Here is a 14836-nt window from a genome sequence, read left to right as displayed (position 1 = left end):
TAATCCTCACTTTTCCATCTCTTCATTTATGGTATGATTCGCCCTTAACTTTTGAAACAGGAGCCAAAACCTTGGATTCACAACCTCCGTCGGGATCTAATCACACCCACTACAATCCTACCCTTCACTTTCTTTCTGAATATTCGGACATCATCATCGGAAGCATCTTTGGAGCACTGGCCTTCTATTTCCATATGACGCACAGTCCCTACATTTCCGTCATCAGTGCCGCCATCGCTATCGGTGCTTTTTCCATCACCGTCGCCGAGATCGCCGAGATCCTCGCCGAGCGGCTGGACGAACCCTATGCCAGTTTTGTATTGACCTTCTCCGCCGTCGCGGTAGAGATCATCCTTCTCTTTATGATCGTCCGGGAGGGGGTCCACAACCCCGCAGCCCTGGAAACGGTCAAAGGGGGAATCATCTCGGCCGTGATCGTCGATATGAACGTCCTGCTGGGCCTGGCGGTCTTCATCGGAGGACTGAGCTACAAGGAGCAGGAGCACAACGAAGACACGTCCAGCACCTATACCACCATTCTGCTGGTGGCTTCTTCGGCCCTGCTGGTCCCCAGTATCCTCACCTACTCCGAAGATAGCCACACGCTTTTCGAAGCTTCGGTGATGATCGCTTCGATGCTGATCCTTTTCTATGTGGCAATCTTCATCTTCCAAACCCGGACCCACTCCCACTTTTTCAAAGCCACGGCCAAGAGCCGCCTCTTCCGTATCAAGAAGAAACACGACGAAGAGGAGGATGAGGACGAAGATTACATCTTCGACCGTTTGGGCAACGTGGCCAACTTTTTCGCCATCTTTTTCTTTATCCTCATCGTGGGGGTTTTGGCGGAGCTACTGGCCAGCGACGGAATGCCCATCGCCAAAGAACAGGGAATCTCCACCGGCCTGGCAGGGCTCATCATCGCGCTGATCGCCGTAGCCCCGGAGATCATGACCGCCATCAAAGCCGCCCGCGACGACGAGATCCAGCGGGTCATCAATATCGCGATGGGCGCCTCCACCGTTTCCGTTATGCTTACAGTACCCATCCTGATGGGACTGGCCTATTTCAACGGCATCCAGTTGACCCTGGACTTCAACGCCTTCCAGATCGGAGCTTTGATCCTGACCATCATCCTAGCCTGGAAAACTACCGACGATGGAGAGACCAACTACTTCGAAGGGATCAGCCACTTGATGTTCTTCGTAGGATACGCCATCATCGCGACCCTCTACCACTAATATTTTATGGTGGGGATCTTGATGAAATAGCGACCCGCACTGTACCCTTTTCACTATTCTTTGATAAAATGGAATCTAATCTTGATTTTATTTAAAAGAACTATCTAAAATAGAAAACTTTATCGAATGTAGGAAGAGAAAGGGATGAGTATTGTTCAAATTTATAAAAAAGCTATTCAAAACATCAGATAAAAAACACACTCCAAAGAAATTTTTCAATTCCACACCAACAGTCACAACATCCGAAAAACGCCTAAATGGTTCAACGAACATCAGTCCACATCAGAGAAGTCCTGAGATCAATATAGTATCAGAGAAGCCATTCTATGACATAAGAACGTTTAAAAGAGATCTCCGAGAATTCTTCTCGGCTTTTACCATCCCACCTATTAAGAAAATAGTGCCGGATCAAGATATCATCAACGATATGAAAAAGGATATCAAAGAAGGATTCCTGACTCTAAACTCTTTCGAGGAAGCCTTATCCTACTATTACAGGCAAATGCCAATGTTCGAGATTGAAATACAACCTTTTAAGCAGTTTGCAAAGACTGACACATTTGCGAAACTCACCAAATATCCAGACCTTGCTTCAAATCAAAAGTCCCTAATTTTTATCGTAAATACTGTGGATAAATATGAGAGTCAGTCAGACTGCTCACTGTTGACCCTTCCAAAAAAAACAGCTGAATTACTTTTGAAATATGGTGCTATTAAAAAAATAGATATGACAAAAGAAACAATTTCATCATATATTAATGATAATTACAGACTCATTGACCTCAAAGAGATCGCCAGAAAACACTCTCTCAAAATTTCCGGTAGTAAAGATGAACTTATTGATCGGATCATCAATGCCAATGTAGGCAATTTCCCACGAACAATCTATCGTCCCAATCTCTCTCAGTGTAAAATTATCGCTGCAGATTTATGCCGTGAATATATAAATGCAGCCAGAATAGCGGTAAAACCTGCTAAGTCGGAGGAACTTATTCAGGAAGTCTTAGATGCTTGTCAAGATGAGTCTCCCTGCTGGAGCTTAGAGTGAAAGACAAAATATATAGATGAACAAAATATTTTCGATCAAATAGACCAATACCTTTTGATTGAAGTATAGAAAAGGAGCAATGGCGCTTCAAAAGCGCCGAAAGAAGAATCAATCCATCATCTCGTCGAGGATCTCTTCGGGGATCTGGTCGAAGTTCAGATACTTATAGACCTGATCCTTCTTATCGTCGGTAATCTTCTTGTTGACGATCTCCAGGTACTCCTCTTTGCTGGGGATGCGTCCCAGCAGGGCGCAGACCGCCGCCAGCTCGGAGGAGCCCAGATAGACCTGAGCCCCTTTACCCATCCGGTTGTCGAAGTTCCGGGTAGAGGTGGAGAAGACGACCGAATTGTCCCGGACCCGTGCCTGGTTCCCCATACACAGGGAACAGCCGGGGATCTCGGTGCGGGCTCCCGCCTGGCCGAAGATAGCGTAGTAGCCCTCTTCGATGAGCTCTTTCTGGTCCATCTTGGTGGGGGGAGTGACCCAGAGGCGGGTATCGACGGGGCCTTCGCCCTTGAGCACCTCACCCAGGGCACGGAAGAGGCCGATGTTGGTCATACAGCTTCCCACGAAGACTTCGTCGATGTTCTTGGGCCGCTTCTCGTCGGCCAGCACTTCGCTCAGAGTCGCCACATCGTCGGGATCATTGGGGCAGGCGACGATGGGCTCGGTGATCTCGTTGAGATCGATCTCGATCACGGCGGCGTATTCGGCGTCTTCGTCCCGCTCCATCAGCGTGGGGTTCTCCAGCCACGCTTTCATCTTGTCGATCCGGCGCTGGAGGGTACGCTTGTCCTCGTAGCCCTGCTCGATCATCTTTTCGAGGAGTTTGATGTTGGAGCGCAGATACTCGATAACCGGCTCTTTGTTGAGCTTGACGGTACAGGCGGCGGCACTCCGCTCGGCGGAGGCGTCGGAGAGCTCGAAAGCCTGCTCGACCTTCAGATCCTCCAGACCTTCGATCTCCAGGATCCGTCCGGCGAAGACGTTTTTCTTCCCTTTCTTCTCGACGGTCAGCAGCCCCTCTTTGATCGCCTGATAGGGGATGGCGTTGACCAGGTCACGCAGGGTGATACCGGGCTGCATTTCGCCCTTGAACTTCACCAAAACCGATTCGGGCATATTCAGAGGCATCATTCCCGTTACCGCGGCGAAAGCGACCAGGCCGGAGCCGGCGGGGAAGCTGATCCCGATGGGGAAGCGGGTGTGGCTGTCGCCGCCGGTTCCGACAGTATCGGGGAGGATCATACGGTTCAGCCAGCTGTGGATAACCCCGTCGCCGGGCTTGAGGATCACGCCGCCGCGGCTGGTCCAGAAGGGAGGCAGGGTGTGCTGCAGCTCCACATCGGCGGGCTTGGGATAGGCGGCGGTGTGGCAGAAGGTCTGCAGCACCAGGTCGGCGCCGAAGCTCAAGGCCGCCAACTCTTTGATCTCGTCGCGGGTCATCGGGCCCGTGGTATCCTGGCTTCCGACGGTGGTGACGACGGGCTCGACGTACATTCCGGGGCGCACGCCCTCCATACCGCAGGCTTTACCGACCATCTTCTGGGCCAGGGTGTAGCCTTTGCCGCTGTCGGCGGGCTGCTCGGGCTTGGTGAAGACGTCGCTGTGGCCGAGGCCCAGAGCTTCGCGGGCCTTGTTGGTCAGACCCTTGCCGATGATGAGAGGGATCCGCCCGCCGGCGCGCATCTCGTCAGGCAGGGTGTTGGGCTTGAGGGTGAATTCGCTGACCACTTCGCCGTTTTTGAGGATCTTACCCTCGTAGGGTTTGACGACGATCTCATCGCCGGTCTCCAGGGCGTCGACGGGCGCTTCGATGGGCAGACAACCGCTGTCCTCGGCGGTGTTGAAGAAGATGGGGGCGATGATGGAGCCGATGACTACGCCGCCGGTGCGCTTGTTGGGGACGCCGGGAATGTCGTGGCCGAACCACCACTGCACGGAGTTGATCCCCGATTTCCGGGAGCTTCCGGTTCCGACGACATCGCCCACATAGGCCAGGTCGTTGCCCCGCTCTTTGAGCTTTTTGATCGTTTCGAGGGGATTATCCATCCGGTTGACCAGCATCGACTGGGCATGCAGAGGAATATCGGAGCGGGTGAAGGCTTCGCTGGCGGGAGAGAGGTCGTCGGTGTTGGTTTCGCCGGGGACCTTGAAGACGGTCAGTTTCATCTCTTCGGGCAGAGGCTCACGGTTGAGGAACCACTCGGCGTTGGCCCAGGATTCGATCACCTGCTTGGCGTATTCGTTGCCCTGATCCATCAACTCTTTGACATCGTTGAAGGCATCGTAGACGAGGATGGTGTGCTTGAGCTCGTCGGCGGCCGCCTGGGCGATCTCGGCATCGGAGTGTTTGAGGGCATCGACCAGCGGGCCGACATTGTATCCGCCCAGCATCATACCGAGGATCCGTACCGCCTCAACGGGGCTGATCGCCTTGCTCTGGGCTTTGCCCTGGACGATGTCGTTGAGGAAGGCCGCCTTGACGTAAGCGGCGTCATCGACCCCGGGGTTGACGTGGTTTTTGAGCAGGTCGAGGAGGTACTCCTCTTCGGGAATGGGATCCTGCTTGAGGAGCTCGACCAGTTCGGCGGTCTGCTGTGCCGTGAGGGGCAGCGGGGGAACGCCCAGTTTGGCGCGCTCTTCGGTATGTTTTTTGTAATCTTCGATCAGAGACATTTAGGTTCTCCCTCTTGATGGTATTGGTAACAAGATGGTAGCAGAAGCTCGATGAAACTCTTTTATAAAAAGAAAAATAAAAGAAAGTAGGGAATGAAGTGTGTAGCGGATGGTTACAGCCGGGGAGCCTCGCTCCCGCAGCCGAGGCTTCGATCAGGGCTTTTTGCGGAAGAGGTGGTACTTTTCGTTCTCCAGCAGACCCTCCACATAATCGGGATCGGCCTTTTTGACATTGACCCAGAGCCCGGAAGGCAGACGGACCTGAAGCTGCTTCTTCTCCCGGAGTTTGATGATCTTCCTGGGGGAGAGGATCTTCTCCACAGGGGAGAAGTCGGCGTTGCTCAGGTCCACATCGTTGCGATAGAAGAGAGTCTGCTTTTTGAAGCGGCCCCAACCGGGAACTCCCTCCTCGGTATAGGGAACCTGATAGCCGTTGTCAAACTCAACCATAATCGAATAGTGGCTGTCGGGATAGACTTCGAGGATCTTTCCTTTGCCGAAGACCAGGCCGTAGACCTTGTCTCCCTCTTTCGCTTTGCTGAAATAGGCCATATTCCACTCCTTGCTTGGATAGTGTATTGTAGCGTCTCTTCGTTACCCGATGGGAACAAAACCTAAAGCAGCAGCTCCCGCTGCCCTTTGGCGTTGGGGGCACTGAGCACGCCGGTGCGCTCCAGCTGCTCGATCAGGTTGGCGGAGCGGTTGTAGCCGATCTGGAGTTTGCGCTGGAGATAGGAGATGGAAGTCTTCTTGTCGGTCAGGACGATCTCTTTGGCCTGCTCGTAGAGGGGATCGAGCTCTTCGTCGACATCACCCTCTCCCTCTCCGCCGGAGGTACCCCCCTCGCTCAGGTAACTCTCGTCATATTCGGGCTCCCGCTGGGCTTTGAGGAATTCGACCACCTTCTCGATCTCCTCTTCGCTGTTCCAGGGAGCGTGAAGACGCACCAGGCCGATGGCTCCCGGAGGGGTGAAGAGGGCATCGCCCCGGCCCAGCAGACTCTCGGCACCCATCTGGTCCAGGATCACCTTCGAGTCGATCTTTTGCCCGACACGGTAGCTGAGGCGGGAGGGGAGATTCGCTTTGATGAGCCCGGTGACCACATCGACGCTGGGGCGCTGGGTAGCCACGATGAGATGGATCCCCGCCGCCCGTGCCATCTGGGCCAATCTGGCGATGGAGTACTCCACATCCTTGCCCCCGTTCATCATCAGGTCGGCCAGCTCGTCGATGACGACGACGATGAAGGGCATCTCCTCCCAACCCTCCTGGCGGGCCTTTTCATTGTAATTGTCGATATTCTTGACCCGGCTCTCGGCCATCACTTTGTAGCGCCGTTCCATTTCGTGGACCATATTGGCCAGAGCCGAGATCGCCTTTTTGGGTTCGATGATCACCGGGGTGAGGAGATGGGGAATGTCGTTGTAGATACTGAACTCCAGCATCTTGGGGTCGATGAGGACCAGCTTGAGCCGGTCGGGGTCGTTGCGGTAAAGGAGGCTGAGAAGCATCGCGTTGATCCCCACCGACTTTCCGCTTCCGGTGGTCCCCGCGATAAGCAGATGGGGCAGTTTCTTGAGGTCGGTGACGAAGGGATTGCCCACAATGTCCTTGCCCAGGGCTACGGTGAGAGGTGATTTGGAATTTTTGAAGAGATCGCTCTCCAGGATCTCCCGCAGGTAGATGGTCTCGAAAGTCTCGTTGGGGATTTCGATCCCGACTACATCACGCCCCGGGATGGGGGCCTGGATCCGGATCGTCTCGGCACTGAGCGCCATCGCCAGGTCATCCTGCAAGCCCAGGATCTTGGAGACTTTGACGTTGGGAGCCGGTTTGAATTCAAAGGTAGTGACCAGCGGACCGCTGTAGGTGCGGACCACATCCCCTTCGATCTTGAAGCGCCCCAGTTTGTCCAGCAGCTCCCCGATCTTCCGGTCGATCTCCGTTTCGTTGATCTTTTTGGAGCTGCGGGGAGGTTTGGCCAGAAAATCGAGCTTGGGGAGGCGGAAATTCTTGGGTTTGGCCATCTTGCCTTTTTCGATCCCTTCGAGGAGCTTGGCATTCTCTTCGAGCTGATCGACGATGGTCACGTTACCGGGGGAAGCCGGTTTTTTCTCTCTCTTGCGGGTCGTTTTGGGGGTAGGCTTGGCATTTTTCGTTGCCGGTTTTTCCTCGAGGATGGACGGCAATTCCTCTTCAGGCTCTTCTCGATTTTGAGACACCGCAGGAGCCTGCTCCAGGCTCTCAAGCAGCGTCTCTTCCTGCTCTACGTTCTCTTCCAGCTCGCTTTTGTAACTCTCGAGCTCCTCTTCGGGTTCGCTATCGACTCGGCGCCTGGCGGCGGGGAGCCCCCTCGGTTTTCTGCGGGGGGTATTTTTGATCGTATCTTCCACTTCGATCGGCGGAAGATCCATCGTGATAATCCGCTCGATCTCCTTCTCCCGATTGTGGTCGAAGGGGTTGCGGAAAAGTTCCCGGATCCACGCGAAGGAGATCGTGGGAACTTTGATTCGCTTTCTTGGCGATTTGACCGATACCGATCCGGATCGCATAGCCTTTTTCTCCGCACGCTGTTCCAGACGTTCCCGGCGCTTCTCACGTCGCCGCTCCAGCCAGTGGCTCAAACGATCGGCAACTTTCCACTCCCCATCCATCACCAGGGTCAGAGAGAGGGCGAAAACCATCAGCCAGAAGAGCCAAAGCCCCGCCAGGCCGATGAAGGGGATCATCGCATCATAGAGCTCCCGGCCGATGAGCCCGCTCTGGATGCGCCCGACCAGAAGGGGCTGGAGGATCACCAGGGAGATGAAAAAGAGCATCCACCCCACATACCCTTCCCGTCGTTTCATCACCGAAGGATCGCGATAGAAAAGATAGAGCGGATAGAAGAGGATCAAGAAGTCCACATAGGCGAGATAACCGAAGAGGCGCAGGTTCCAGGTGCCGATCTGCCGTCCGACCTGCCCCACGAGCGTAGTGTCGTGCATCACCGTCGAAAAAGCTCCATAGATCAAAACTATGGCACCGATAATCACCGCTACAATCCGCACATACACTCCTTCTCGGTTAAAGCCATATTATAACATATCAATATGAATCTCCCTTACGCGACTCTTTCGACGGTGATTGTATACCATCTTCTTCACAAAGTGTTACCTATCATTGACAAAATGAAATACGCTTTATGCTAGAATAGTTCAAAATCCAAAGGAGGAATGCAGATGAAGAAAACGGATTTTATCGCCGAAGTCGCCCAGAAAAGCGGCCTCTCCAAAAAGGATACCGAGGCGGTCATCGATGCGGCACTCGAGACCATTACCGAAGCGCTGAAACGTAGGGAAAACGTCTCATTCCTCGGATTCGGCTCCTTCCAGGCGGTCAAGAAGAACGAGCGGGAGATCACCATCCCCGGCACGACCCGTAAAGTCAAAGTCCCCGCCAAATACAGTGTCCGATTCAAACCGGGAAAACTTCTCAAAGAAGCGGTAGAATAAACATTCTTTAAGCTTCGATTCCCTACAATTCCGTCACCCAAAAGTATGCCTCGGTGGCGGAATTGGTAGACGCAGCAGATTCAAAATCTGCCGCCTTCGGGTGTGCCGGTTCGAGTCCGGCCCGAGGTACCAGATTTTGAATCGGTGCGGGAGTAGCTCAGGGGTAGAGCACAACCTTGCCAAGGTTGGGGTCGCGGGTTCGAATCCCGTCTCCCGCTCCATCGAATCACTCTCCTTTTATTTTTCCCTCTTTTCTCACATTTTTATACTTTAGAACAGACTGGCAGGTTCAGCAGCCGATCTCTTTTTCCCGCTCTTTCGAATCTTTTTATGACTCCCTGTTCCGGACGCCCCCAGGATCTCCGGCCGATACTCGAAATGCATCGTATCGTAGTGGTACCATTTCCCGCCCCAGATGAAACCGTGCTTTTCAAAGGTTTCGACGATGGGAAGGGGGATCTCGTTGCGGTAGCGGTAGGGACCTTTGTTCCAGCGCCAGTAGGCGGAGTGTTTGACATTGATATCGATGGCGGCACCGAAGGAGTGGACGCTGAGGCGACGGGTCCCGGCGATTTTACGCCATTTGAAGGTCCCGCCCATGGGAACGAGGTATTTTTTGTACTCGGGGTGGCGCCGCAGCAGGGTATCCAGATCACGGGAGACGGCGGCAAGTCTCCGATCCACACCGTTGACCCGGGTGACCGTGACCCGGTAACGCCCTCCGGTATTACGCGGGAGCCAGGGAATGGTGGTCAAATGCCCCTTTACCTGTGCAGCGCTGTTGCCGTACATCTTACGAAAAAAAGGCTCGTAGCGGATCCGTCCCGGGTCGTGATTGATTGCGGGAGCTTTCCCGTAACCGGCCCTTCCCTTCGGATAACGGTAATGAAACATATCCTCCAGGTCGGGACGGTTGAGCAGCTCTTCGAAACTTTTGTTCTTCTTTCCGTCATCGTAGCGCATACGGGTTCCGTCTCTCCAGATCAGGGTATTGCCCCGGCACTCTTTGAGTTGCTGCGGATAGGCTCTGAGCAGATCAGGGCAACCCGCCTGCAACCAGAGGGAGCTTCCCAGCAGAAGCGATACGGTGTAGTTCATCCATTTCATAGCGACCCTTCTCTTCACACTCAATAACTTCTTATGCCTACAGTGAATCTCAATCAATTCTAACACAAAAGACGTGAGCGAAGCCGCTATGACTCCAAGGTTTTCACTCCATCCCGGCAATACCGGCAGGTGCGAAAAGAAGATTGGTCATTTCAATAGTAGTGTATGAAATCTCTGTGAATATTCTGTCAGTGTCGCCGATCCCGTGAGTGATCGAGAGGATTTCAGGTTAAACAAGACCCCATAGGGGGCAGCCAAGGCTATTTGCTCAGGAGTTTCAGGAGCTTTTCGGGGGACTCGGCGTGTTCGATGGAGCTGACTTTGCCGTGATCGAGATGCATCACGACCACCTGCTCTGCGTTTTCGCTTTGCTCGAGGCGCTTGGCCATATTCTTGTCGTAGATGAGCAGCATAGAGTAGTGACTCTTGCGCAGATCGGGCAGAGCGAAGAGGTTCTGGATGACGGTGGGCATTCCGCTGATATCGGCGATGAGCACCGCGTGGTGACGCTGGAGGAAGCCGGCGGGAGCTTTTTGCATCGCGCTGCGGATGATGTGCCCCGCTTTTTTGGAAAAGGCGAAGGCAACGGTGCGGGTATCCGGTGAGAGGCTGTGGCTCTTGCCGAACTGATCGGGGAGTGTGAAGGCCAAGGTCGATCCCACTCCGAAAGGTTTCCCTTCCGGGCTGACCTGCAGCGAATATTTTTCGGGCTCATAGCTGCTCTTTCCCTTGAGGGCGAAGAGCAGACCTCCCCCGACAACGATGAGGAGCGAGAGGATCAATAGAATCTTTTTCATTAGTTTCCTTCTGTTCAGTATGTTGAATCGTCGCGCGCATTGTAGTGAGTTTTTCTTCAGCCAATATAAGGATCGGCTTTTTCCGCTTCACAGTACTTCTCTTCTGTGAAAAAAGATTGAAATTTTTATCTGTATGCAATAGTCCGATTTTGTGGGAATCAATGTTTTTGGACGAAAAAACACCCCGGAAATAGCAAAGTGTTTATATTTATGAATATACAATACACAGTAGGGCCATTTTGCCAAATATTATCCATTTTATGGGAATTGAATTATTTGTAAAGTCATACTTGACACTTTTTACTTTTCAGGTTAAAATGCTGAAAAATACCCAAAGGAGCCCCGAATGGCCCTCAAAATGAAAGATCTGGTCCAACTGACCGATACACCCAAATCGACGATCCTCTATTACATCAAAGAGGGGTTGCTACCCGAGCCTGAAAAGCCCAAACCCAATGTCCATCTCTATGACGAGAGCTTCGTCGAGCGGATCAAATTTATCAAATACCTCCAGAAAAATTTCAATGCCTCCATCGATCAGATCCGGGAGCTGATGCAGCGGGAGGAGTTTGACCTAAGCCGGGGGTATGAGTCGATCCTCGATACCCTGGATCTTCTGATGGCGCCCCCCTCCCCCAGGCGCTATACCAAAGAAGAGCTCTGCAAGGCTGCGGAAATCGACTGCGATCGCCTCGACCACTACCTCATCAACAACGTGATCTTCGAACGGGACGGGGGCTTCAGCGAAAAGGAGCTGGAGATCCTCAGAATCCTCAAAGAACTCGAGGCGGTGGACCCCGACGGAGAATTGGTCCAGGCCTATGTAGCCCACGCCCGTTCCGTCGCCCGATCAGAGGTCGACCTGGCCCAGCGCCTCATCGAATACAGCTTCGATACCAACCGCACCATCAAAGCCCTCTTCGACGCGACCCTGATCCTCAAACCCTACCTCTTCAATATGCAGCTCTTCGAAACCTATCGCCAGCGTTTCGGCGACCGCCACAAAGTGAAGGAGACTTCATGAAAACGCTGCTGAGCCTGAGGGGTTTTGCCCCCTTTCTGCTGGTGCTGGTCTTCAATGCCATGACCGACATCGCCCACAAGATCACCATCCAAAACGTCCTCATCAAGAGCTATTCCGGCGATACTCTGCTGATTCTCAGCGCCCTGGTCAACGCCCTGATCCTTCTGCCCTTTATCCTATTTTTCTCCCCCTCGGGCTGGCTCAGCGACCGCTTCGACAAAAGCCGCATCGTCCGGGGGATGGCCCTGGCGGGCTTCTTCCTGGCCGTGGCGGCGACCCTGTCCTACTATCAGGGCTGGTTCGTCGCCGCCTTTGGGATGACCCTGCTCCTGGCGGTCCAGAGTGCCCTCTACTCCCCCGCCAAATACGCCCTCATCCGGCACCTGGCGGGCACCGAGCGGCTGGCGGCGGCCAACGCCCTGGTCCAGGCCCTCACCATCGCGGCGATCCTCGTCAGCGGCCTTCTCTTCTCGTGGGTCTTCGAAGGGCTCTACGATGGCAGCCGTGCCTCCGGTAACGTTCTGCGCTCCGTGGCACCCCTGGGGTGGGGGCTCATCCTCATGAGCGGCATGGAGTATCTTTTTGCCCGGCGCATCCCCTCCACGGGCGAAGCAAACCGGGAACTCTTCGAGTTGGGCCGCTACCTGCGCCTGGAGTACCTGCGCCGCAACCTCTCCACCCTCAAAAGCGACCGGAACATTTGGCTCTCCATCGTCGGTTTGGCCGTCTTCTGGGGCCTTTCGCAGCTCATCATCGCCGCTTTCCCCACCCACTACAAGCTCCTCACCGGCGACGACAACACCGTGATGATCCAGGGGCTGCTGGCCCTGAGCGCCGTGGGGATCGTCCTGGGCAGCCTCGTGGCCGGACGCTTCAGCCGGCTGCACATCGAGCTGGGGCTGGTCCCCCTGGGAGCCTTCGGGCTCTTTGCCTCCCTGACGCTCCTAGCCGCCTCCGCCACCCCCTTCTGGATGGGGGTAGCCACCCTGGCCTTCGGCTTTTTCGGGGGGCTGGCCATCGTGCCGCTGAATGCCACGGTGCAGTTTTTGGCTCCCCTGGAGAAGCTGGGGGTGATCCTCGCCGGCAGCAACTTCGTCCAGAACCTGGCGATGCTCGCCGCCCTGCTGGGAACCATCCTGATGGTCTGGACGGGCTTCTCGACCCTGGGGATCCTGCATACTTCCGCCTGGCTCACCCTCGCGGCGGCGGTCTATGCCCTGCTGCAGCTGCCCCAGCTGGGGGCCAGGCTCCTGCTGCTGCCCCTGCTGCGCACCCGCTACCGCCTCAGCGTGGAGGGGCTGGAGCACCTCCCTCCCAAGGGGGGCGTGCTCTTGCTGGGCAACCACATCAGCTGGATCGACTGGCTCATCCTCCAGGTCGCCAGCCCCCGCACCATCAAGTTCGTAATGGAGAAACGGATCTACGAGCAGTGGTATCTGCGCTGGTTTTTGCGGTGGTTTGATATGATTCCCATCTCGGGCTCCGCCTCCAAAGGGGCCATCGAAGCAATCCGCAGGCGTCTGGACGCCGGAGAGGTGGTGGCCCTATTTCCCGAGGGGCGTATCAGCTACAACGGCCAACTCAATGAATTCAAAAGGGGCTTCGAAAAGGTGATGGAGGCGTGCGACGTGCCCATCGTCCCCTTTTACCTCCACGGCCTCTGGGGCTCGACCTTTTCCCGGGCCAACCCCCGCTACCGCCTGGTCTCCCGCCACGGCGCCCGCCGGGAGCTCGGGGTCTGGTTCGGTGCGCCGCTACCCTCCGACGCCAGGGCCGACCGGGTCAAGCAGGCGGTGCGCTCCCTCTCCTTCCGTGCCTGGGACCAGACCATCGACCGGCAGGAGCCTCTGCACCTCCAGTGGCTGCGCCGCTGCAAAGAGCACCCCTTCGAGCGGGCCGTCGCCGACGCCTCCGGCACCGACCTCAACCGCGTGCAGCTGCTCACCGCCGTGCTCCTTTTCATCAAAGCGCTCAAACCTGCGCTCAAAGACCAGAAGAATGTGGGGGTACTGCTGCCTTCCTCCGCCGCGGGCAGCATCGTCAACCTGGCGCTGATGGCCCTGGGCAAACGCCCCGTCAATCTCAACTACACTCTCTCCGCCGAAGCGATGGAGGCGGCGGTAGATCGGGCCGGGCTCCAGACCGTGATCAGCTCCGAGCAATTCCTCAAAAAGCTCTCCGCCAAAGGCTTCGACCCCGCCGCACTCCTGGGGGAGCGCCTGCTGATGGCCGAGACGGTAGGTAAAGGCTTCGATACCCGATCCAAAGCGCTGGCGATGGCCCGGGCCCTGCTCCTGCCCGCCTCCTGGATCCGGGCGCTCTATTTCGAGCCGGTGACGCTGGAGGAGACGGCGACCATCCTTTTTAGCAGCGGGAGCGAAGGGACTCCAAAAGGGATCGAGCTGAGCCACCGCAACCTCCTGGGCAACATCAAACAGGTCAGCGCCATGCTCAACTTCAGCGACGATGACCTGATCCTGGGATCGCTGCCGATTTTCCACAGCTTCGGGCTGACGGTGACCACCCTGCTGCCGCTCTGCGAAGGGATCCCCGTGGCGGCCGTCCCCGATCCCACCGATGCCCTCAGCGTGGGCAAGATGGCGGCGCGCTACGGGGCGACGATCCTCTTTGGGACCTCCACCTTCTTCCGCCTCTACGCCCGTAACCGCAAACTGCACCCCCTGATGTTCGCCTCCATCCGTATGGGTGTCGCCGGGGCCGAAAAGCTCAAGCCCGAGATCAAAGAGGCCTTCCGGGCCAAGTTCGGCGTGGAACTCTACGAGGGTTACGGCACCACCGAGACCTCTCCGGTGATCTCGGTCAATATGCCCGACAGGCTCGATCCCGATACCTTCCGGGTGATCCAGGGCAACCGCCCCGGCACCGTGGGCCAGCCCCTGCCCGGCACCCTGATCCGCATCAGCGACCCCGAAAGCCTGGAGGAACTCCCCACCGGTGAGGACGGTCTCATTATGGTCGCCGGGGTGCAGGTGATGAAAGGCTACCTCCGCGACCCGGAGAAGACCGCCGAAGTGATCGCCGAAATCGACGGAGTCCGCTACTACAAGACGGGGGACAAAGGGCACCTCGATGAAGACGGCTTCATCACCATCGTCGACCGCTACAGCCGCTTCGCCAAGATCGGCGGAGAGATGATCAGCCTGGGTGCTGTGGAGGAGAAGCTCGCCGCACTGCTGGGCGAAGGGATCGAACTGGCCGCCGTGGCCCTCCCCGACGAAAAAAAGGGAGAGCGGATCGTCCTGCTCTACAGCGGAGAGATCGCCCCCGAGGAGCTCATCGAGAGGATCAAAACCTCTGACCTGCCCCCCATTATGCGGCCCGACTCCGTCTATCAAGTCGAAACTCTTCCCAAACTCGCCAGCGGCAAAGCCGACTTCAAAGGGGCCAGGAGGTTAGCCGAGCAGCTCCAGAGCTGAGAAGCC

The 14836-nt window shown here is 55.9% G+C and carries 10 protein-coding genes and 2 tRNA genes; 7 read left to right on the top strand and 5 right to left on the bottom strand.

What is annotated here, in order from left to right:
• Positions 1-71: 71 nt before the first annotated feature.
• Entirely contained in the window at positions 72-1241 is a 1170-nt protein-coding gene (locus NITSA_RS04010) for a calcium:cation antiporter (RefSeq protein ID WP_013553744.1), read from the top strand.
• A gap of 151 nt (positions 1242-1392) precedes the next feature.
• Positions 1393-2289 carry an SAP domain-containing protein gene (locus tag NITSA_RS04005; protein ID WP_013553743.1) on the top strand — a complete coding sequence of 299 codons (897 nt, stop codon included), beginning with the start codon at positions 1393-1395 and terminating at the stop codon, positions 2287-2289.
• A 108-nt stretch (positions 2290-2397) separates the two neighbouring features.
• Here NITSA_RS04005 and acnB read toward each other — a convergent pair whose 3' ends face one another.
• From acnB to NITSA_RS03990, 3 genes are all read right to left on the bottom strand, one after another.
• The gene (acnB, locus tag NITSA_RS04000; RefSeq protein WP_013553742.1) at positions 2398-4971 is read right to left on the bottom strand and encodes a bifunctional aconitate hydratase 2/2-methylisocitrate dehydratase; all 2574 of its coding nucleotides are present in this window, start codon (positions 4969-4971) and stop codon (positions 2398-2400) included.
• Positions 4972-5124: 153 nt separating this feature from the next.
• Entirely contained in the window at positions 5125-5523 is a 399-nt protein-coding gene (locus tag NITSA_RS03995; protein ID WP_013553741.1) for a hypothetical protein, read from the bottom strand.
• 62 nt (positions 5524-5585) lie between these two features.
• The gene (locus NITSA_RS03990; RefSeq protein ID WP_013553740.1) at positions 5586-8021 is read right to left on the bottom strand and encodes an FtsK/SpoIIIE family DNA translocase; all 2436 of its coding nucleotides are present in this window, start codon (positions 8019-8021) and stop codon (positions 5586-5588) included.
• Between the two features lie 171 nt (positions 8022-8192).
• On the opposite strand from NITSA_RS03990, the gene NITSA_RS03985 reads away from it, so the two are divergent.
• The 3 genes from NITSA_RS03985 (at position 8193) to NITSA_RS03975 (ending at position 8686) form a co-directional block, all read left to right on the top strand.
• Positions 8193-8465 carry an HU family DNA-binding protein gene (locus tag NITSA_RS03985; protein WP_013553739.1) on the top strand — a complete coding sequence of 91 codons (273 nt, stop codon included), beginning with the start codon at positions 8193-8195 and terminating at the stop codon, positions 8463-8465.
• A gap of 47 nt (positions 8466-8512) precedes the next feature.
• Positions 8513-8597, top strand: a tRNA-Leu gene (locus tag NITSA_RS03980).
• 14 nt (positions 8598-8611) lie between these two features.
• A tRNA-Gly gene (locus tag NITSA_RS03975) sits at positions 8612-8686 on the top strand.
• A 49-nt stretch (positions 8687-8735) separates the two neighbouring features.
• Here NITSA_RS03975 and NITSA_RS03970 read toward each other — a convergent pair.
• Positions 8736-9572, bottom strand: a complete 837-nt coding sequence (locus NITSA_RS03970) for a M15 family metallopeptidase (protein ID WP_013553738.1) — start codon at positions 9570-9572, stop codon at positions 8736-8738.
• 260 nt (positions 9573-9832) lie between these two features.
• A complete protein-coding gene (locus NITSA_RS10785; protein WP_013553737.1) occupies positions 9833-10369 on the bottom strand; it encodes a hypothetical protein in 537 nt (178 codons plus the stop codon).
• 346 nt (positions 10370-10715) lie between these two features.
• Here NITSA_RS10785 and NITSA_RS03960 point away from each other — a divergent pair, with 346 nt between their 5' ends.
• Positions 10716-11393 carry a MerR family transcriptional regulator gene (locus NITSA_RS03960; protein WP_013553736.1) on the top strand — a complete coding sequence of 226 codons (678 nt, stop codon included), beginning with the start codon at positions 10716-10718 and terminating at the stop codon, positions 11391-11393.
• Positions 11390-14830 (top strand): acyl-[ACP]--phospholipid O-acyltransferase, encoded by a 3441-nt coding sequence (locus NITSA_RS03955; protein WP_013553735.1) that lies wholly within the window; start codon positions 11390-11392, stop codon positions 14828-14830. The genes NITSA_RS03960 and NITSA_RS03955 overlap by 4 nt, the downstream gene beginning before the upstream one ends.
• Positions 14831-14836: the final 6 nt, after the last annotated feature.

The organism is Nitratifractor salsuginis DSM 16511, assembly GCF_000186245.1.
GTDB lineage: Bacteria > Campylobacterota > Campylobacteria > Campylobacterales > Sulfurovaceae > Nitratifractor > Nitratifractor salsuginis.
This window is presented reverse-complemented; position numbering and strand designations above follow the sequence as displayed.

What these genes read in the sequence shown, in the direction of transcription:
- NITSA_RS03995 (WP_013553741.1), bottom strand. Translation starts at nt 5,523, where the DNA reads ATGGCCTATTTCAGCAAAGCGAAAGAGGGAGACAAGGTCTACGGCCTG.
- acnB (WP_013553742.1), bottom strand. Translation starts at nt 4,971, where the DNA reads ATGTCTCTGATCGAAGATTACAAAAAACATACCGAAGAGCGCGCCAAA.
- NITSA_RS03960 (WP_013553736.1), top strand. Translation starts at nt 10,716, where the DNA reads ATGGCCCTCAAAATGAAAGATCTGGTCCAACTGACCGATACACCCAAA.
- NITSA_RS03985 (WP_013553739.1), top strand. Translation starts at nt 8,193, where the DNA reads ATGAAGAAAACGGATTTTATCGCCGAAGTCGCCCAGAAAAGCGGCCTC.
- NITSA_RS03955 (WP_013553735.1), top strand. Translation starts at nt 11,390, where the DNA reads ATGAAAACGCTGCTGAGCCTGAGGGGTTTTGCCCCCTTTCTGCTGGTG.
- NITSA_RS03970 (WP_013553738.1), bottom strand. Translation starts at nt 9,572, where the DNA reads ATGAAATGGATGAACTACACCGTATCGCTTCTGCTGGGAAGCTCCCTC.
- NITSA_RS10785 (WP_013553737.1), bottom strand. Translation starts at nt 10,369, where the DNA reads ATGAAAAAGATTCTATTGATCCTCTCGCTCCTCATCGTTGTCGGGGGA.